15 protein-coding genes are annotated in these 18,353 nt (G+C 70.3%); 4 read left to right on the forward strand and 11 right to left on the reverse strand.

The genetic code is table 11. The annotated features are described in order from the left end of the window. Window positions 1-47: 47 nt before the first annotated feature. The 3 genes from FEF15_RS04620 to FEF15_RS04630 form a co-directional block, all read right to left on the reverse strand. Window positions 48-269: a hypothetical protein gene (locus tag FEF15_RS04620; RefSeq protein ID WP_163557986.1), complete on the reverse strand. Its 222-nt coding sequence runs from the start codon at window positions 267-269 to the stop codon at window positions 48-50. A gap of 126 nt (window positions 270-395) precedes the next feature. After that, window positions 396-851 (reverse strand): YbaK/EbsC family protein, encoded by a 456-nt coding sequence (locus FEF15_RS04625; RefSeq protein WP_163557987.1) that lies wholly within the window; start codon window positions 849-851, stop codon window positions 396-398. Window positions 852-940: 89 nt separating this feature from the next. Further along, complete coding sequence (locus FEF15_RS04630; RefSeq protein ID WP_163557988.1) at window positions 941-2,131, reverse strand: Xaa-Pro peptidase family protein; 1,191 nt, start codon at window positions 2,129-2,131, stop codon at window positions 941-943. Between the two features lie 134 nt (window positions 2,132-2,265). Between FEF15_RS04630 and FEF15_RS04635 the strand changes: the two genes are divergently transcribed. Continuing rightward, the gene (locus tag FEF15_RS04635; RefSeq protein ID WP_163557989.1) at window positions 2,266-3,000 is read left to right on the forward strand and encodes a YebC/PmpR family DNA-binding transcriptional regulator; all 735 of its coding nucleotides are present in this window, start codon (window positions 2,266-2,268) and stop codon (window positions 2,998-3,000) included. Between the two features lies 1 nt (window position 3,001). On the opposite strand, the gene FEF15_RS04640 is transcribed toward FEF15_RS04635, so the two are convergent. The 7 genes from FEF15_RS04640 to FEF15_RS04670 form a co-directional block, all read right to left on the reverse strand. Next, window positions 3,002-6,064, reverse strand: coding sequence for an efflux RND transporter permease subunit (locus tag FEF15_RS04640; RefSeq protein ID WP_163557990.1), 3,063 nt, complete (start codon window positions 6,062-6,064; stop codon window positions 3,002-3,004). Between the two features lie 2 nt (window positions 6,065-6,066). Next, window positions 6,067-7,158 carry an efflux RND transporter periplasmic adaptor subunit gene (locus tag FEF15_RS04645; protein WP_163557991.1) on the reverse strand — a complete coding sequence of 364 codons (1,092 nt, stop codon included), beginning with the start codon at window positions 7,156-7,158 and terminating at the stop codon, window positions 6,067-6,069. Between the two features lie 49 nt (window positions 7,159-7,207). Further along, window positions 7,208-8,056: an alpha/beta hydrolase gene (locus tag FEF15_RS04650; RefSeq protein WP_205598476.1), complete on the reverse strand. Its 849-nt coding sequence runs from the start codon at window positions 8,054-8,056 to the stop codon at window positions 7,208-7,210. A gap of 70 nt (window positions 8,057-8,126) precedes the next feature. Next, on the reverse strand, window positions 8,127-9,911 hold the full coding sequence (locus tag FEF15_RS04655; RefSeq protein WP_163557992.1) for a diguanylate cyclase: 1,785 nt from the start codon (window positions 9,909-9,911) through the stop codon (window positions 8,127-8,129). Window positions 9,912-10,003: 92 nt separating this feature from the next. After that, complete coding sequence (gene ftsH, locus FEF15_RS04660; protein ID WP_163557993.1) at window positions 10,004-11,947, reverse strand: ATP-dependent zinc metalloprotease FtsH; 1,944 nt, start codon at window positions 11,945-11,947, stop codon at window positions 10,004-10,006. An 89-nt stretch (window positions 11,948-12,036) separates the two neighbouring features. After that, window positions 12,037-14,022, reverse strand: coding sequence for an EAL domain-containing protein (locus tag FEF15_RS04665; RefSeq protein WP_163557994.1), 1,986 nt, complete (start codon window positions 14,020-14,022; stop codon window positions 12,037-12,039). A 162-nt stretch (window positions 14,023-14,184) separates the two neighbouring features. Next, entirely contained in the window at window positions 14,185-14,790 is a 606-nt protein-coding gene (locus FEF15_RS04670; protein WP_163557995.1) for a LysE family transporter, read from the reverse strand. A gap of 120 nt (window positions 14,791-14,910) precedes the next feature. Here FEF15_RS04670 and FEF15_RS04675 point away from each other — a divergent pair, with 120 nt between their 5' ends. Genes FEF15_RS04675 through FEF15_RS04685 form a run of 3 tightly spaced genes read left to right on the forward strand, consistent with a single transcriptional unit; the run spans window position 14,911 to window position 17,481 of the window. Next, window positions 14,911-15,780 (forward strand): LysR family transcriptional regulator ArgP, encoded by an 870-nt coding sequence (locus tag FEF15_RS04675; RefSeq protein ID WP_163557996.1) that lies wholly within the window; start codon window positions 14,911-14,913, stop codon window positions 15,778-15,780. A gap of 47 nt (window positions 15,781-15,827) precedes the next feature. Next, window positions 15,828-16,763, forward strand: coding sequence for an aldo/keto reductase (locus tag FEF15_RS04680; protein WP_163557997.1), 936 nt, complete (start codon window positions 15,828-15,830; stop codon window positions 16,761-16,763). 7 nt (window positions 16,764-16,770) lie between these two features. After that, on the forward strand, window positions 16,771-17,481 hold the full coding sequence (locus FEF15_RS04685) for an MFS transporter permease (protein WP_163557998.1): 711 nt from the start codon (window positions 16,771-16,773) through the stop codon (window positions 17,479-17,481). On the opposite strand, the gene FEF15_RS04690 is transcribed toward FEF15_RS04685, so the two are convergent. Then, on the reverse strand, window positions 17,478-18,335 hold the full coding sequence (locus FEF15_RS04690) for a PA4780 family RIO1-like protein kinase (protein WP_163557999.1): 858 nt from the start codon (window positions 18,333-18,335) through the stop codon (window positions 17,478-17,480). The genes FEF15_RS04685 and FEF15_RS04690 overlap by 4 nt on opposite strands. Window positions 18,336-18,353 lie beyond the last annotated feature (18 nt).

Below are 18,353 nucleotides of genomic sequence, written 5' to 3' on the forward strand. Positions count from 1 at the left end.
TGGCAGGCCACGTACCGGCGACCACCGGCCGCGCCTGCGGCCGGTAGCTACGCCTCCTCGTAGGGGCGAGACCAGATCTCGTCCGGTTCGTGGCGTTGCAGGATGGCCTCGATTTCCGGTTTCGCGCTGTCCGGCACGATCACCTTGACCTGCCGGGCCTGCTTGTCGTGGAAGAGCTTCTCGCGCGGAAGCCCCTCGGAAATCAGTTCATCGTAGGCATTGATGGCCTTGTCGTCCTCACCATAGGCTGCCGTAATGGTCAATGTCATGTCACCCTCCTTGTCGCTTGCAGTAACCTGTTGCCTTGCTTGGATCTGGGCGGCACGGCCCGACCGGCCGCGACCTGGGTGGCAATGGCCAGGCGTTTACCGCCGTCGCCGGACCGGAGACACGCCCTACAGCGCCACCTCGGCCGGGTTGACCAGGCGCTGGAAATCGCCATAGGCCAACTGCATGACGTCGGTGTGGCTGCCGGCATTGAAGGCGATGCGCTCGGCTGCCGTGAGGTGCGGCGAGACGAACACCTCCATGTCGAAGAGGTTGCCGAAGGGCGGCATGGCCCCCACCTCGCACTCCGGGAAGCGGTCCTGGAAATCGGCCTCGGAGGCCAACTCGACGTTCTGGGCGCCGACCGACTTGGCCATGCGTTCCAGCACCACCTGATCCGTGGCCGGCAGCACCGCCAGCGCCAGCCGGCCATCGATCTTGACCATCACGCACTTGGCGAAGTGGCGACCCGGCACGTGCACCGAAGCGGCCACCTCCTGGGCCGTGTAGGCCGGTGAATGCTGCAGGATGACGTACTTGACGCCCTGCTCGTCGAGATACTGCGTCACGCGCTCCATGGACATGGCACCCTCCTGTCATCGGACCTCGGGGAACCCTGACACAAGCATAGTCAGCGCCGCGGAAGATGGGAAAGCGCCGGCCCGCCCGGGGCCTATACCTGGCTCTCCCGCAGCTGCCAGTCGTTGTCGGTGAGCGCCTGGCCGCCGTCGGGGGTGACACGCACCGTGTCGCTGAGACCGATGCCCCACTCCCCCGGCCGGCGCAGGCACAGCGGCAGGTGAAAGACCATGTCCTCGGCGAACTCGCGGTGCTCGCCGCGGGCGATGAAGCCCGTGCCTTCCACCCAGCTGGGTGGAAACTGCGCGCCCACCGCATAGCCGAACACCCCCGAGAAGAAGAGTTCGTCGGCCTTCGACGCCAGCACCGCCTCGGCGGCGCGGGCCGCGGCATCGAAGGTGTTGCCGGGACGCATCTGCGCGCAGAGGGTCTCGAAGAGTGCCCGACACAGGTCGCGCACCTCCAGCATGTCGGGGCTCGCCCGACCGGCCACGGCGGTACGCATCATGGGTGCCGTATAGCGCTGGAAGGCCGCGCCGAACTCCAGGAACACCGGCTCGTTCTCGCCGATCACCGTGCGCTTGTGGTTGACGTGGATGGTGCCGATGCGCGCCCCGGTGGTGACGATGGGCTGCAGGCTCATGAACTCGCTGCCCGCGGCGAGCAGCGCCCGGGCGCCCTCCGCGGCCACCTCGTTGTCGGTGACACCGGGGCGGAGCGCCGCCAGCGCGGCGTCGAGCCCCATGGCAGTGAGGCGCGCACTCTCGCGCAGACAGTCGAGTTCGGCGGGAGTCTTGACGATGCGGATGGCATCGAGCAGCGCCCCGCCATCGTCGCGGAAGCGCTCGGCGCCGAGGCGCGAGCACAGCTCGCGGATCACGCCGAAACGCAGCCCGGCACCGAAGGGGTCGATGCCGATCACGCGAAAGGGGTCCAGCAGCTCGGCCAGCGGATCGATCACCTCCTCGATGCTCTCCCAGCGATAGCCGAGAATCTCGTCCACCGTGGCGGTGACCACCGCCGGCCCCGTCTCGATGGATGGCACCTGGAGCACCAGGCGTTCCGGGGTGACCACCAAGGCGGTGTACACCGACACCTCGAAGGTGTGATAGCCGGTCAGATAGAAGATATCGGCCGGATCGGTGAGCAACAGCGCCTCGAGTCCCGCCTCGCCCATGGCCTGACGCACTCGCGAGCGGCGCGCAGTGAACTCGGCATGAGGAAACGGCAGCTCGCTCTCGGCAAGCCGCTCGGCCAGCAGGTCGCGATAGGCATGGTGATCCATGGCGCCTCCGGTCAGGGTGAATGACTACCGCCAGTGTAGTCATGACAGGGGTTAGCCACGGGAAAATAGTCCTGTTCGCGCCCCGCCCGGTTTCGTAGAATCCGCCTCGTGTTTCGACGTCACAGGACAACGCAATGGGCAGGGCCTTCCAGAACCGCAAGGAATCCATGGCCAAGACGGCCGCCGCCAAGACCAAGGTGTACAGCAAGTACGGTCGCGAGATCTACGTCTGCGCCAAGCAGGGCGGCACCGACCCCAACGGCAACCTGACGCTGCGCGGGCTGATCGAGCGCGCCAAGAAGGATCAGGTGCCCAGCCACGTCATCGACAAAGCGCTCGACAAGGCCAGCGGCGTGGGCGGCGAGGACTACTCACCGGCGCGCTACGAAGGCTTCGGGCCGGGCAGCTGCATGGTCATCGTCGACTGCCTGACCGACAACCCCAACCGCACCTTCGGCGAGGTGCGTACCTGCTTCAACAAGGCCAAGAGCAAGCTCGGCACCCCGGGCAGCGTCAGCCACCTCTTCGACCACTGCGCCATTCTCGCCTTCGCGGGAGACGACGAGGAAGCCACGCTCGAGGCCCTGATGGAAGCCGACGTCGATGTCACCGACATCGAGAACGAGGCCGGCCGCATCACCGTCTTCGCCCCCCACACCGAGTACGCCAAGGCCAAGCAGGCGCTGCTCGACGCCTTCGGCGAGCTCGACTTCGAGGTCGACGAAATCCAGTTCGTGCCCCAGACCACCACGCCGGTCGAAGGCGACGACGTGGCGCTGTTCGAGAAGCTGATCGACAGCCTCGAGGAGTGCGACGACGTGCAGCGCGTCTTCCACAACGCCGAGTTGCCCGAGTTCGCCGACGAGTAGCTCAGCGTGACTCGACGCGCCCCACGCCCAGCACCAGTAGGCAGGGCGTGAGCAGCAGCGTCAGGCCGGTGGCGAAGGTGAGCCCGCCGGCAATGGCGCTGGAGAGCTGCGTCCACCACTGGGTTGAGGGCGCGCCGAGGCCCAGGCTCGGCTCGAGCAGGTTGACGTTGACGCCGAGCACCATGGGCGTGAGCCCCAGCACCGTGGTGACGGCGGTGAGCAGCACCGGGCGCAGGCGCAGGCCGCCCGCCTCCAGCGCCGCCTCGCGCGGCGCCATGCCTTCCCGGCGCAGCTGGTTGTAGGTGTCGATCAGCACGATGTTGTTGTTCACCACGATCCCCGCCAGGGCGATGATGCCCATGCCCACCATGACGATGCCGAAGGGCTGGCCGTTGACCAGCAGGCCCAGCAGCACCCCCGCCGTGGAGAAGACGATGGCCGAGAGCACCAGTGCCGCCTGGTAGAGGCTGTTGAACTGGGTGACCAGGATCAGCGCCATCAGGCCGATGGCGACGAGGAAGGCACTGGTCAAGAAGCGCGCCGCCTGCTGCTGCTCCTCCTGCTCACCGGCCACCTCGACCGTGACGCCTTCGGGCGGCGACCCCGCCGCCTCGAGCAGCGCCGTGAGTCGCTCATCGACCTGGTAGCCCGCGGCAACATCGGCCGACAGCGTGATGGCGCGCCGCCCGTCGATGCGCTGCAGGGTGCCGACCTTGGGTGCCGGCTCGAGATCGGCAAAATGCGCGATCGGCACCTGGCCGCGCGCGGTGTTCAACGTCAGTCGCCCCAGCTGGTCCAGCGAGCGCCACTGCTCGGGCAGGCGGACCCGGATGTCCACCTCGTCGCGGGCACGCTCCGGCCGGTAGCTGGCCACCTGCAGCCCGGTGGTGACGAGCTGCACGGCGCTGCCCACCGCCGCCACGTCGGCGCCCAGCCGCGCCGCCGCCTCGCGGTCGACGTTGAGCCGCCACTCCACGCCGGGCAGGCTGCGGTTGTCTTCGATGTCGCGAAAGCCCCCCAGGCGCGCCATCTCGGCGCGCAGGGCGTCGACGACGGCCAGGATACGGGCCTCCTCCGCGGCGCTCACCTCGAGCTGGATCGGCTTGCCGGCACCGGGCCCCATTTCCTGTTCGCGAAACTCCAGCACCACGCCGGGCAGGTCGGCGGTGCGCGCGGCCATCTCGTCCATGATACGTTGCGCCGGACGGCGCCGATGCCAATCGATGAGCTGGAACTGCACCGTGCCGATCACGTCGCTGCCGAGCTGCTCGTTGGGCACGGCATAGGAGCGTGCATAGAGCGCCTCCACTTCGCTCATGCCGGCCAGCCGCGCCTCCACGCGCCGCACCACGGCATCCTTCTCGGCCGCCGAGTGGTCGCCGCGGGCCCGCACCACCACCTGGGCGGTGTCGGGTTCGACCTCGGGGAAGAACTCCACCCCGTGATTGAAGCGGGCGTAGGCGGTGTAGATCACCGCCATCAGCAGCAGGGCCAGGCAGAGCGTCAGCCAGGGGTGGGCCAGCAGGCGCGCGAGCACCGCCCGGTAGATCCGCCCGCCGGCCGTCACCAGCGCCTGCGGGCTTGTCGGCACCGCCACGGCGCGGGTCAGCAGCCCGCCCAGGGTGGGCAGGAAGATCAGCGCCATGGCCAGCGACGCCAGCAGGCAGAGGATCACCGTGGCCGGCAGGTACTTCATGAACTCGCCCACCACCCCGGGCCAGAAGAGCAGGGGCACGAAGACCGCCAGGGTAGTGGCGGTGGAGGCGATCACCGGCCAGCTCATGCGGTGGGCGGCATTGATCCAGGCCGCGCGCGGCGCCTGGCCCTCGCGCAGGTGGCGATCGGCCAGCTCGCTGACCACGATGGCCCCGTCCACCAGGAGCCCCGCCACCAGGATCAGGGCGAAGAGCACCACGATGTTGAGGGTGTAGCCGATGGCCCAGATCAGCAGGATGCCGGTGAGAAAGGCGCCGGGAATGGTCAGCCCCACCATGAGCGCGGCGCGCACGCCCATCGCCGCCAGGATCACCACCAGCACCAGCACCACGGCGGTGATCACGTTGTTGAGCAGTTCCGAGAGCATCTGCTCGACCATCTCGGACTGATCCATGATGGTGGTCAGACTCAGCCGTTCGGGCAGGCGCGGCCCCGCCGCCTCGAGCACCTCGCGCACGCTCGCCACCGTGGCGATCAGGTTGGCGCCGGCGCGCTTGGCGATCTCCAGCACCAGGGCGGGCTCGCCGTCGATGCGCGCGAAGCCGTCCGGGTCCTTGAAGGTGGGACGGATCCAGGCCACGTCGCCGAAGGTGACCACCCGGTCGCCGTCGACCTTGACCGGCATGTCCAGCACGTCTTCGATCGACTCGATCAGCCCCGGCACCTTGACCGGGGCGCGACCGCCGGCGGTGTCCAGGCTGCCGGCGGCCACCAGGCGATTGTTGCGCGTCACCAGGTTGAAGAGGGTCTGGAAGTCGACGCCGTAGCTCTCGAGCACCAGGGGGTCGACCACCACCTCGAGCAGCTCCTCGCGCTCGCCGCCGATCTCCACCTCCAGCACCTCGGGAATGCCCTCGATGGCGTCCTGCAGGCGGCGCGCCACGGCGAGCCGCTCGCTTTCCGCCAGCGGCCCCGAGATGCCCAACGACAGCACCGGAAAGAGCCCGACGTTGACCTCGATCACCCGCGGCTCCTCGGCCTCGGCGGGCAGGTCGGCGTTGGCGATGTCGACCTTCTCGCGCACGTCGGCGAGCGCCCGGCGCGGGTCGAAGCCGGCGTCGAACTCCAGCGTGACCGAGGCGTGGCCCTGGCTGGCCTGGGAGGTCATCTTGCGCACCCCCTCGATGGTGCGCAGCTCCTGCTCCATGGGGCGCACCAGCAGCCGTTCGCCGTCCTCGGGGCTCACCCCCTCCAGGGCCAGCGAGACGTAGATCATGGGAATGGCGACGTCGGGATTGGCCTCCTTGGGCACCACCTGCCAGGCGGCGATGCCGGCAGCCAGCAGGGCCGCCAGCAGCAGCAGGGTGGTGCGCGAGCGCGACAGCGCCGCCTCGATCAGGGTGCGCATGCTCAGCGGGCTCCCGCGCCGTTGCCGTCAGCAGCCACGGCCTCGACCCGCTCCCCCGCGGCGACGAAGCCGCCGCCCAGGGTGATCAGGCGCACCCGCTCGGGCAGCCCGGCGACCCGCGCCGCCTCGGCGCCGGCATCCACCAGGGTGACGCGCGTGACCACCACCCGGTCGGCGGAGTCGAGGTGCTTGACCGCCAGCGCGCCGCTGTCGTCGAGCACCAGCAGGGCCAGCGAGAGGCGGTGCACCGCGCGCGCCTCGCGGGTGATCGCCAGGGAGGCGCTGGCCCCGGCCAGGCGCCGCCGTTCGGGGTTGTCGAGGGTCGCCTCGACGTGGAAGGTGCGGGTGGCCGAATCGGCACGGCGCGCCACGTGGGTCAGCTCGCCGCTCAGGCGCGAGCCGTCGAGCAGGGTCGCCTCCACCGCGAGCCCCGGGGCGAGGTCCAGCGCCTCGCGCTGGGCGATCCAGGCGCTGGCGGTCAGCTGGCGGTCGTCCACCAGACGCCCGAAGGTCTCGCCCGGCTGCAGCACCTCGCCACGCTCCACGTCGAGGCGGTCGAACACCCCGGCGAAGGGGGCGGCCGGGCGCGTCTGGTCGAGCGCCTCGCCGAGTTCGGCCAGCTCGGCCGCCCCTGCGCTGACCTCGGCCCGCCGGCGCAGCAGTTCGGGCTGCGAGATCAGCTCGCGACGCCGCAGCTCTTCCGCGCCGGCGAGCTCGGCACGGGCCCGGGCGAGCGCGTCCTCGGCCTGGGCCAGGCGCGCCTCCAGGGCCTCCGGGGCAAGGCGCAGCAGCGTCTCGCCCTCGGCCACGTCGGCTCCCTGGGCCACCGGCAGCGCGGCGACGCGCCCGGCGCGCTGCACGCGCAGCGCCAGTTCCTGCACCGGCTCGAGCTGGCCCTGGGCGATCAGGCGCGGGGCATAGGCCTCGGCCTCGCTGAGGCGGTACTCGACCCGGGTCGGGGTCGTCCCCTCGCCCTCCTCTGCCGGCGGCGGGGCACGCTGGAAGCGCTGCAGGTCGCCGAAGGCGAGCCACAGCAGCAGCCCCAGCAGCAGCGCGACAGCCAGCAGGTAGGAGCTCGGGGGGCGGCGTGGCATGGACGGTTCCTTGTCTTCACCATAGGGCGGCGTGGGCGTGGCGCGTCGGTCAGGGAGGCCGGCGCTCGACATGCCGATCCAGAAAGGCCGCGATGCCGGCGGAGTAGTCCGGTTCGCTGTCGAGATAGCCGGTGTTGTGGCCGCCGTGGATGACCAGCAGTTCCTTGGGCTCGCAAGCGGCCGCGAAGACGGCCTCGCCCTCGCTGAAGGGGATGATCTCGTCGTCCCGGCTGTGGATCACCAGCAGCGGCATCAAGCGCTGGGTCACGTACGTCTCGACATCGTAATCGAAACGCGACAGCCAGCGAACCGGCAGAAAGGGATAGAGCCGCTGGCCGAGCTTGGGCACCGAGCGAAACGCCGACTCCAGAATCAGCGCCCCCGGCGTCGCCTCCGGCTCCAGCGCCGCGGCCAGCTCGGCGGCCACGCCGGCCCCCAGCGAGCGCCCGAAGAGCACGATCTCGCCGGGGGCGAGACCGCGCTCCTCGATCAGCCAGCGCCACGCCGCCCGGGCATCGCGCGCGGTGCCGGCCTCCGAGGGGCGCCCCTCGCTCTCCCCGTAGCCGCGATAGTCGACGATGAGCACGGAAAGTCCCAGCCGGTGGAACTGGCGGATCGATGCCAGGCGATGGGAGATGTTGCCGGCATTGCCGTGAAAGAAAAGCAGCGTGGCGCGCGCCCGTTCGGCCGGCACCCACCAGCCGTCCAGGGTGAGGTCGTCGCGGGTGCGCAGCGTCACCGGCTCCCAGTCGAGGCCGATGTCCGTGGGAGTGCCGACCGGCTCGCGCCCCACGTGAGGCAGGTAGAGCAAGCGCGCCTGGAAGGCCCAGGCCAGCAGCACGACCAGGCAGTAGACGGCCAGGAGGCCGAGGCCGGTCCTGAGTATTACCCCCATCATTCGCCTCTCGACGGTGCTATGCCGACCTCCCCCTGCCCTGGTGAGCCGCGCCTGGCCTGTACCCGTTCCGCTATCCCAGTGTAGAACGCCCGCCCGGTCTGTCCGGCCCTGGCTCGGCAGCGCGTTCCACCGGCTGCGGCTCCTCCCCCTCGGGGCGGTCGAACACGACGCGATTGCGCCCCGCGCGCTTGCCACGGTACAGCGCCCGGTCGGCCCGCCCGAGCAGCGACTCGGGAGGCTCGCCGGGCTGCCGGCAGGCCACCCCGAGGGTCGCCGTCAGGTAGACCAGGCCGCCGTCCTCCAGCCGCAGCGGGCGCCGCACCAGCCCGGCACGGAACCGCTCGGCGATCTCCACCGCCCGCGCCTCGTCGTGCCCGGGCAGCACCAGCACGAACTCCTCGCCGCCGTAACGACACACCGGGTCCTCGTGGCGCACCGCCTCGCGCAGGACCGCAGCCAGGTGCTGAAGGGCACGGTCCCCCTCCAGGTGGCCACAGCGGTCGTTGAACTGCTTGAAGTGGTCGATGTCGAGCAGCACCAGGCTCAGTAGCGCGGCCTCACCCGCCACGGGTTTCGCCGCGGCCGCCAGGTATTCGTCCAGGAAGCGGCGGTTGCCCAGACCGGTGAGTCCATCGGTGTAGCTCATGCCCTTCAGGCGGGCCTGCTCGTCGAGTAGGCTCTGGCGCTCGCGGTGCAGCAGGCTGATGCGATCCGCCAGGGCCAGCGAGAGCAGGGTCACCTCGATGGCCGAGCCGAGCTGGAAGCCGTAGTAGGTGAGGAAGTGGTGAGGCAGCCACCCGTAGGTGGCAAGGATGAAGGCCGCGGCGCCGGCCACCAGCGCCGCCCAGGCGAGCAGCAGCCAGCGCGCCGGCCGGAAGCGGCGGCGCAGGGCACGAATAGCGGCGACCAGGAAGAGCAGGAGCACCGCCGCCCCGAACACCGAAAAGAAGATCACCGTGGGGTGGCCGGGGTGAGTCCAGGCCAGGGCGATGCCCACCGCGGCGAACCAACCCACGGCGCGCAGCCAGCGACCGACCACCGGGTCCTCGCGATGCATCAGCAGGAAACGTCGGCAGAACTGCAAGGCACTGGTCGAGCCGATCGCCAGGGCGGTGAACATCAGCGCCTCGTTGGTGGCGATGGGCAGCGACGGCCACACCTCGTGCAGCAGCCCCTTCTGGCCAACGAAGTAGCCGGCGGCGCCGAGCACGAAGCCCAGGTACCAGAAGTAGCTGGCATCACGCAGGCTGAGCAGCAGCACGCTGTTGTAGAGCACCAGCCCCAGCACCAGGCCGAGGTAGAGCCCCTGGCCCAGGGTGAAGGCGCGCCAGTCCCGCGCCAGGGCCTGTGGCGACTGGTCCTTGAGCGCGAAGCGCAGCGACTGGGTGGAGTCGATCTTGAGCAGGTAGCGGCCGGGCGTCTCGACGCGGTAGATCGGCCGCCAGGCCGGGCGTCGCTCGCCGGTGAGGGTTTCCATGACGGAACGCGCCACCGGCTGCCAGGCCCCCTCGCGGAGGTGGTACAGGGCGACCTCGTGCAGCAGCGGGTTGTCGAGATGCAGCAGGCGTGGGCCGTCATAGGGCGCCAGGGTCACCGCCAGCCACACCGGCGCATCGACGATCCCCAGGCTGTGGCGCTCGACGGCCGGCAGCGCACGCCCCGCCAGGGTGTCCCAGGGTGCCGTCGGGGGCGCCTCGCCGGCATGCTCCAGCAGCCGCAGGTGCTGGGGCGCCTGGTTTTGGGCCTCGACCGCCGTCGCCAGCCCGAGCAGCACCAGCCAGCCCAGCAGCCGCGACAGATGCCGGATACGCCCTCGCCCGTCTTGCCACCGCCTTCCTGGCCCGCTGCCCCCCATGTGCCCGTCCCTGCTGGTAGTTCGCCCCATCGCCCGGTCGTCTAGTTTGCCTGGCCCAGGCCGCGGGGCAAAGCCGACTTGGGGCCTTGAACTCACGAAGGGGTGGGCGAGGCGGCCGGGAGGTGTCCCTGCAGCACCTCGCGGACCTCCTCGATCTCCAGCGTCTCGTTCGTTTCCAGGGCTTCGGCGAGGGCATCGAGCGCTGCGCGGTGCTCCTCGAGCAGTTCGCGGCCGCGCGCCTCCAGGTCGGTGAGCAGCTGGCGAACCTCCTCGTCGACCAGGCTCGCGAGCTTCTCGCTGTGATCGCGCGCCTGGGCCATCTCGCGGCCGAGGAAGACGTGCTCCTGGCTCTGCGCGGCCATCACCGGGCCGATGCGGCGATTCATGCCCCAGCGCCCCACCATGCGCCGGGCCAGTTTGGTGGCCTGCTCCAGGTCGTTCTCGGCGCCGCTCGACACCTCGCCGAACACCACGGACTCGGCCAGCCGGCCGCCGTACATCACGGTGATGCGGTCGCGCAGGTAGGCCTCGCCGTAGTTGACGCGATCCTCGTCGGGTACCTGGGCGGTGACGCCCAGGGCGCGGCCGCGCGGCAGCACCGTCACCTTCTCCAGCGGGTCGGCGTGGGGCAGCAGGTAGGCGAGCAGGGCGTGGCCCGACTCGTGGTAGGCGACGATGTGGCGCTCGCTGTCCGAGAGCCCCACGTCCTTGGCCTCGCCGAGCAGCAACCGGTCCCGGGCATCGGTGAAGCAGGCCCAATCGACGCGGTCCTGGCCGCGCCGCCCGGCATGCAGCGCCGCCTCGTTGGCGAGGTTGGCCAGGTCCGCGCCGGAGAAGCCGGTGGTGATCTCGGCCAGTCGCATCAGGTCGACGTCGTCGGCCAGGGGCATCTCGCGGGTGTGCACGCCGAGGATATCGCACCGCGCCTGGCGGTGGGGGTTTTCCAGGGTGACCTTGCGGTCGAAGCGCCCCGGGCGCAGCAGGGCGGGGTCGAGCACGTCGGGGCGGTTGGTGGCGGCGAGCACCACCACCGACTCGTGCTCTTCGAAGCCGTCCAGTTCGGCGAGTATCTGGTTGAGCGTCTGCTCGCGCTCGTCGTGGCCGCCGCCCATCCCGGCGCCGCGGGCGCGGCCGATGGAGTCGATCTCGTCGATGAAGATCACCGCCGGCGCCTGCTCCTTGGCCTGCTTGAAGAGGTCGCGCACCCGGGAGGCGCCCACCCCGACGAACATCTCGATGAACTCCGAGCCGCTGATGCTGAAGAAGGGCACCTCGGCCTCGCCGGCCACCGCCTTGGCCATCAGCGTCTTGCCGGTGCCGGGCGGGCCCATCATCAGCACGCCGCGGGGAATCTTCGCCCCCAGGGCGCGGAAGCGCTCCGGCTCCTTGAGGAACTCGATCACTTCGGTGACCTCGCGCTTGGCGTTCTCGGAGCCGGCCACGTCGGTAAGGCGCGTGTGGCTCTGCTCGCTGGTGATCTGGCGCGCCTGTGACTTGCCCATGCCCAGCGGTCCGCCGCCCGACATCATGCGCTGCTGCATGCGGTTCCAGAACCAGAACAGCAGGCCGAGGACGAGAATCCACGGCAGCGCGCCGACCAGAATGCGCTGCCACCAGGGCGGCTCCACGGGTTCGGCTATCATCTCGATGCCCTGGCCTTCCAGCCGCTCCAGCAGCCGCTCGCCCTCGACGTCGGGACGGGTCGTCTCGAAGATTTCCACCTCGCTGTCGTCGCGCGCCTCGCGGCCCGCCTCGCTGAACTGCCCCTCCACCGACTGGCCCCGCAGGGTCACCTGGGACACATGCCCGGCGTCCACGGCCTGGAGGAACTCGGAGTAGGTGAGCTCGGTCTCCACCTGTCGCTCGGCGGTGTCCAGGTAGTGGAAGAGCAGCAGGATGCCCACCGCGAACCACAGAAACAGCAGGAACTGCCGGTGCGGGGGCTCGGCCGTGGGACGTTTCCAGCGGCGCGACGCGGGTGTCTCGTCCGGCCGTTGCGATGCGGAGGATGACTGCCGGGAATCGGGTGTCGTCATGTCGGGCTCGGCTCGCAAGGGTGTGCTTCAGAACATGACGATGCCGCGGACGCATTGCAAGGATGGCCCCGGCCGCGCCCGCTGGCCCATCACCGCTCGGCGGCCTCGCCAACGGCGTTGCCACGGTACTCCATGCGCGACCACAGCGGCCCCTCCAGGCCGTCGCAGCCCTGCTCGCGCAGGTAGTCGGCCTGGGCGCGGGTGGCCACCCCACCGGCGGTGACACTGATGCCGAGCTGGTGGGCCATCATCACCACCGAGCGGATGATGGCCTGGTGGTGGGCGTTCTCGAGGCAGCCGTCGACGAACGCGCCCGAGAACTTGATAGTGTCCACCGGGAAACGCCCCAGGTGGCCGAGAATCGAACGGCCGCTGCCGAACTCGTCGACGGTGAGGTGCACGCCCAGCGCCTTGAGCCGCACCAGGGTCGCTTCCGCCCGTACCGGGGCCTGCATCAGGGCGCTTTCGGTGAGCTCGAGTTCAAGCATCGTACCCGGCAGGCCGCTGCTCGCCAGGGCAGCGGCGACACGCTCGACGAACGCCCCGCCCAGCAGGTCGGCGCTGGTGATCTGCACCGCCACGCGCAGCTCGACCCCCGCCTCAATCCACGCCTGGGCGTGTTCGCAGGCGCCGTCGAGCACCCACTGGCCGATCGCCTCCACCTGGTTGGCCTCCTCGATGGCTGCCATCCACTGCTCCGGCTCCATCACCCCGAAACGCGCCGAGTACCAGCGCGGCTGGGCGGAGACCGCCACCACCTGGCCGCTGCGCGCGCCGAGCCGGGGCCGGAAATAGAGCGCCAGCTCGCCGCGCGGCAGCGCCTCACTCAGCGCCGTGCGCAGCGCCAGGCGATCGGGCTCGTCACCGATCAGCTCCGCAGAAAAGAGATGATGACGCCGCCGGCCCAGGCTCTGGGCATGGCGGCGGGCGAGGTTGGCGGAGCGCATCAGCTCGGCCACCGTACGCCCGTGATCGGGAGAGAGGCTGATGCCCACGCAACAGCCGGCGGCAATGGTCTGGCCCTCCACCTCGACGGGCTCGCTGACCCGGGCGATCAGCCGTTCGACCCGGGCCACCACCGCGTCGGGCTCCGCCACGCCGGCGAGCACCGCCATCATCTCGTCGCTGCCCAGGCGGCTGACCACCTCACTGTCCGCGAGGCAATGGCGGATTCGCTGAGCGGTCTGGCGGAGGAAGTCGTCGCCGGTTTCCAGCCCCAGGGAGTCGTTGATCGCCTTGAGCTGGTCGATGTCGATATGCAGCACGGCGATGCGCCCGCTGCCCTCGCCCGCCTCGGCGAGCAGCTCCGCCAGCCGCTGCTGGGCATACTGCCGGGTGGTAAGGCCCGTGAGGTCGTCATGTCGCGCCTGCTCGGCCAGCTCGCCCAGCATCTCGCTGCACAGCCCCTGTACCGCGGTCAGGGTCTGCTCCACCCCCTGGCGCTCGGCAAGCTCCTGGCGCAGGTGGGCCACCTCCCGCTGCAGCCGGGTGACCTCGCGCAGTTGGTCGTGCGGCGCCAGGCCGCAAAACTCCCCGGCGGGCAGCACCCGGGAGTGGTGGTCGCAGACGGCGGCGAAGGCGTCGTGACCCTCGGGCTCGCGAAAGTGCTCCAGCGCATAGCCGCACAGCAAGGTCAGCGGCAGTCGCCGGCAGGCCGCGTGCCACAGGCTTTCCAGGTAGACGGCCGCCCGCGACTGGCCGCGCGCGCACAGCACGTCGACCAGTTCGCCAAAGGCGCGAGTCGGCTGCGCCCCGGCCGACTCGACCTCGGCCAGCACGTGGCGATTGAAGCGCGCCTCGTCGGGCATGTCGCCGTCCATGATGGCCTCGAGCAGCGACTCGGCGTCGCGCACCACCAGCTGGCCGCTGGCCTCGGCGGCCGCCGTGTCCAGACCCCAGGCCTCGAGACGCGCCAGTACGGCGCGGCGACGCGGCGGCGTCAGCAGCATCAGTAGCCGCTCGCCGGCGCTGACCCCGGCGGTCAAAAAGCTGGCCACCCGATCCGCCAGGGTGGCCTCGTCCTCGTAGAACTGCGCGACATGATCATGGAGCTGGCATGGCGTGGCGACGTGCATGTCTGAGTCTTCTCCTGGCTCGCGTGTACTGCTGGCAAGTCGCCCGCCACCTCGGCGCCCAGAGAAGCGACCTGCTACTTATTAGTTATTATTTATATGCAGTTTTCACGATACATTGACGGCTCCCGCGGACTTTTGGGATAGCACGCGCCCCCGTTGACGTCAAAGCTGAGTTAAGGAAAGCTGCACGGCGATACCCGCCAGCATCACGCCGATGGTGGCGTCGATGGCCCGCCAGGCCAGGGGCCGGGAGAGCCACGGCGAGAGCGCCGCGCCGCCCCAGGCGAGCAGGCTGAACCACACCACCGAGGCGCTTCCGGCCCCCGCCAGAAACACCCCCGCGCTCTCCTGCTGGGCGCCCACCGCGGGAATGAGCAGCAACGTATCCAGGTAGACCTGGGGATTGAGCACGGTCACCGCCAGGGTGGCCAGCAGCACTCGGCGGCGCGAGCGGCCTTCCACCCCGGCGGCCTCGAGCCGCCCGCGCCCGGTGGCGGCGCGATACAGCGCCTGGCCGGCCAGCCAGGCGAGAAAGCCGACCCCTAGCCAGAGCAGCACCTCCATGGCGGCGGGCAGGGTGAGCAGCACCGCGCTGACCCCGAACATCCCCGCAGCCAGCAGCAGCACGTCGCTGCCCATGCACAGCCCGGCGGACCACCAGTGATGCTGGCGCCGCACCGCCTGGCCCAGTACATAAGCGTTCTGGGCGCCAATGGCGACAATGATGCCGCCGCTGACGAGAAAACCGGTGACATAGCTCTCCAGCATGTGCCTGCTCCGTGATCCTGGCATGGTGGTCGCCCCTGCAGGGGTCATAAAGAGCAGCCAGCATAGCCAGGCACCGATATACTGAAAAATCATTCTCCTAATACCGCATCAGTTTTCCTTATGCTCGACTACAAACACCTCGAAGCGCTGGCCACGGTGCTGGAGTGCGGCGGCTTCGAGCGGGCCGGAGAGGCCCTGGGGCTGTCGCAGTCGGCGGTCTCCCAGCGCATCAAGGCGCTGGAGGTGCGCCTCGGCCAGCCGGTGCTGATCCGCCACCCGGCGCTGGCCCCCACCCCGGCGGGGCAGCGGCTGCTCAACCACCTGCAGCAGGTGCGCCTGCTGGAACGCGACCTCACCGGCAGCCTGCCCACCCTGGCCACGGCAGCCCCGCGGCTGCGCATCGCCCTCAACGCCGACAGCCTGGCGACCTGGTGGGCTGCCACCATCGGCGATTACTGCCGGGCGGAGGGGGTGCTGCTCGACCTGGTGGTGGAGGACCAGGACGTGGGCCTCAAGCGCCTGCGTGACGGCGAGGTGGCCGCCTGCCTGTGCGCCAGCTCCCAGCCCATTGCCGGGGCGCGCTGCGTGGCCCTGGGGCAGATGACCTACCTGCCGCTCGCCACCCCCGCCTACATCGCCCGCCACTTCCCCGACGGCCCGGGTGACGCCGCCTTCCGACAGGCCCCGGCCATCGTCTACGGCCCCAACGACCAGCTGCAGCATCGCTTTCTCGCCCGCTGCGGCTACCACGGTCCCTTTCCCTACCACCTCTGCCCCTCCTCGGAGGGGTTCGTGCGCCTGGCGAGCGCCGGGCTGGGCTACGGCATGATTCCGCGCCTGCAGGCCACGGCTGAACTGGCCAGCGGCGAGTTGGCCAGCGTCGCCCCCGGCCAGGGGCTGGAGGTACCGCTCTACTGGCACTTCTGGCGCCACAGTGGCAACCTGCTGGCCGGACTCACGGCACGCCTGGAGGCGGTGGAACTGGCCTGAGGCCCGTGGCGTCTACAGGCTCCACAGCCGCCAATCGGGAGATGCCCATGGATTCGGACCGCCACCGCCTGTCGCGACGCCGGCTGCTCGGCGGCCTGGGCGCGCTGGCCGCCGCCTCGGCCCTGCCGCCGCTCCCCGCCCGTGCCGCAACCGGCGAGATCCTCACGCGTGCCCTGCCCGCCACCGGCGAGCCCCTGCCGCTGGTAGGGCTGGGCAGTTGGATCACCTTCAACGTGGGGGACGACCCGGCCCTGCTCGCCGAATGCACCGCCGTCATGCGCGCCTTCTTCGCCGGCGGTGGACGGATGATCGACTCCTCGCCGATGTACGGCTCGTCGCAGGCCACCATCGGCCACGGGCTGGCCGAGCTCGATGCCGTGGAGCAGGCCTACGCCGCCGACAAGGTGTGGACCTCGAGTCCCGATGAAGGCTCTGCGCAGATCGAGGCCTCGCGCCAGCACTGGGGCGTGCCGCGCTTCGACCTGCTGCAGGTGCATAACCTGGTGGCCCGGGAGGCCAACCTGGAGACCCTGCTGGCAATGCGCGAGGCCGGCGAGGTGCGCCACGTGGGCATCACCACTTCCCACGGGCGGCGCCACGACGCCGTCGAGCAGATCATGCGCGAGGCGCCCCTCGACTTCGTGCAGCTCACCTACAACATCGTCGACCGCGAGGCCGAGCAGCGCCTGCTGCCTCTGGCCCGCGAGCGGGGCATCGGGGTGATCGCCAACCGCCCCTTCCAGCAGAAGCGCCTGATCCGCCGTCTGGAGGGCAAGCCGCTGCCCGACTGGCTGGCCGAGACAGGCGCGCAGAACTGGGCACAGTTCATTCTCAAGTTCATCCTCTCCCACCCCGACGTGACCTGCGCCATTCCCGCCACCACCCAGGTCGAGCACGTGCGCGAGAACCTCGCCGCCGCCCGCGAGCCGTTGCCTGACGCCGCGCTGCGCCGGCGCATGGCCGACTACGTGGCCGCGCTGTGAGCACGCCATGAAGGAGTGGTTGAGCTACCGCCCAGGGGACTTCCTGATGTTCTCGCAGCGCGTCTACGAGCGCCTCTTCGTGCTGCACAACGAGGCGCTGTGGCCGCTGCCGCTGCTGGCTCTGGCGCTCGGCGCGGCACTGCTGCTGGCGCTGGCCTTCCCGCGGCCGGGCCGGGTGCGCGCGGCGCTCGGCCTGCTCGGACTGGCCTGGGCGTTCGTCGCCTGGGCGTTCTTGTGGCAGCGCTACGCGCCCATCAACTGGGGCATCCGCTACGTGGTGCCGCTGTTCGCCCTCCAGGCGCTGCTGCTGGCCCTGGGACTTTGGCGGGGAGGACTCAAGCTGCCGGCACGCTGGGACCTGCCGCGCGGGCTGGGCGTGGCGCTGGTCGCCTACGCCGTCTTCCTGCATCCCTTGACTGCACTGCTGCACGGCCGCGGCTTGGCCGGCGCCGAGGTGGTCGGGCTCGCCCCCGACCCGCTGGCCATCGCCACACTGGGCGTGGCGGCCATGGCCCGACCGGCGAGCCGTGGCTGGGCCCTGCTGGCGATTCCTGCCCTCTGGTGCCTGGCCAGCGCCGCCACGCTCTACCTGCTCGACAGCCCGGCCGCCTGGCCGCCGCTGCTCGCTGTGCTGGTTGCCCTGGCGGCACGACTGCTGCCGCGCGACTCGCCTCCGGCTAGCCGGAACAGCGGCAGCGCCAAGCAAAACGTCTGCTAACGGTCGTCCAGGTCCTCCCAGGCCGGCGCCTGGCGCTCGGCCTCCGCTTCCCGCACGTCGTCGATCACGGCCATCAGCTCCTCCACGTCCACGGCGCCGGTGTCGTGCTCGAAGCAGCCGGTCAGCCGACTGTCGGGGTGGAGATCGCCGGCTTCAAAGAGCGCCCAGACCTCCTTGGCGTAGTCGGTTGCCAGCAGCTCCGGGGCGAAGCGGCCGAAATAGCGACGCATGTTGTCGACATCGCGCTCGAACATCATGGCGGCGCTGTTGTTGCCGGCGGCGTCCACCGCCTGGGGCAGGTCGATGATCACCGGTCCATCCGCGGCAAGCAGTACATTGAACTCGGAGAGGTCGCCGTGGACCAGACCGGCGCACAGCATGCGCACCACATCGCCGATCACCTTGGCGTAGTGTTCCCGAGCCTGCTCGGCGGTGAGGGTCACGTCATCCAGTCGCGGAGCGGCCAGGCCCTCAGCATCGGCGATCATCTCCATCAGCAGCACGCCGTCGACGAAGCCGTGGGGCCGGGGCACCCGCACATCCGCCGCCGCCAGCCGGTAGAGGGCATCGACCTCGGCGTTGAGCCAGGCCTGCTCCTGCTCCTTCTGGCCATAGCGGGTCTTCTTGGCCATGGCCCGGCTCTGCCGGCTGTTGCGCGCCTTGCGCCCTTCCTGGTACTGCACGGCCTGCTTGAAGCTGCGCTGCTTGGCCTCCTTGAAGACCTTGGCGCAGCGTCGCTCGCCGCCCGAGCGCACCACGTACACCTGGGCTTCCTTGCCGCTCATCAGTTGGCTCTCAACCGCATCGATCAGGCCGTCATCGACCAGCGGTTGCAATCGCTTGGGTATCTTCATGTCACCCCGTTGACAGAG

Origin of the sequence: Halomonas sp. NO4, from assembly GCF_010994375.1 — a bacterium.
Classification (GTDB): Bacteria; Pseudomonadota; Gammaproteobacteria; order Pseudomonadales; family Halomonadaceae; genus Halomonas.

What these genes read in the sequence shown, in the direction of transcription:
- FEF15_RS04620 (WP_163557986.1), bottom strand. Translation starts at nt 269, where the DNA reads ATGACATTGACCATTACGGCAGCCTATGGTGAGGACGACAAGGCCATC.
- FEF15_RS04625 (WP_163557987.1), bottom strand. Translation starts at nt 851, where the DNA reads ATGTCCATGGAGCGCGTGACGCAGTATCTCGACGAGCAGGGCGTCAAG.
- FEF15_RS04630 (WP_163557988.1), bottom strand. Translation starts at nt 2,131, where the DNA reads ATGGATCACCATGCCTATCGCGACCTGCTGGCCGAGCGGCTTGCCGAG.
- FEF15_RS04635 (WP_163557989.1), top strand. Translation starts at nt 2,266, where the DNA reads ATGGGCAGGGCCTTCCAGAACCGCAAGGAATCCATGGCCAAGACGGCC.
- FEF15_RS04640 (WP_163557990.1), bottom strand. Translation starts at nt 6,064, where the DNA reads ATGCGCACCCTGATCGAGGCGGCGCTGTCGCGCTCGCGCACCACCCTG.
- FEF15_RS04645 (WP_163557991.1), bottom strand. Translation starts at nt 7,158, where the DNA reads ATGCCACGCCGCCCCCCGAGCTCCTACCTGCTGGCTGTCGCGCTGCTG.
- FEF15_RS04650 (WP_205598476.1), bottom strand. Translation starts at nt 8,056, where the DNA reads ATGATGGGGGTAATACTCAGGACCGGCCTCGGCCTCCTGGCCGTCTAC.
- FEF15_RS04655 (WP_163557992.1), bottom strand. Translation starts at nt 9,911, where the DNA reads ATGGGGGGCAGCGGGCCAGGAAGGCGGTGGCAAGACGGGCGAGGGCGT.
- ftsH (WP_163557993.1), bottom strand. Translation starts at nt 11,947, where the DNA reads ATGACGACACCCGATTCCCGGCAGTCATCCTCCGCATCGCAACGGCCG.
- FEF15_RS04665 (WP_163557994.1), bottom strand. Translation starts at nt 14,022, where the DNA reads ATGCACGTCGCCACGCCATGCCAGCTCCATGATCATGTCGCGCAGTTC.
- FEF15_RS04670 (WP_163557995.1), bottom strand. Translation starts at nt 14,790, where the DNA reads ATGCTGGAGAGCTATGTCACCGGTTTTCTCGTCAGCGGCGGCATCATT.
- FEF15_RS04675 (WP_163557996.1), top strand. Translation starts at nt 14,911, where the DNA reads ATGCTCGACTACAAACACCTCGAAGCGCTGGCCACGGTGCTGGAGTGC.
- FEF15_RS04680 (WP_163557997.1), top strand. Translation starts at nt 15,828, where the DNA reads ATGGATTCGGACCGCCACCGCCTGTCGCGACGCCGGCTGCTCGGCGGC.
- FEF15_RS04685 (WP_163557998.1), top strand. Translation starts at nt 16,771, where the DNA reads ATGAAGGAGTGGTTGAGCTACCGCCCAGGGGACTTCCTGATGTTCTCG.
- FEF15_RS04690 (WP_163557999.1), bottom strand. Translation starts at nt 18,335, where the DNA reads ATGAAGATACCCAAGCGATTGCAACCGCTGGTCGATGACGGCCTGATC.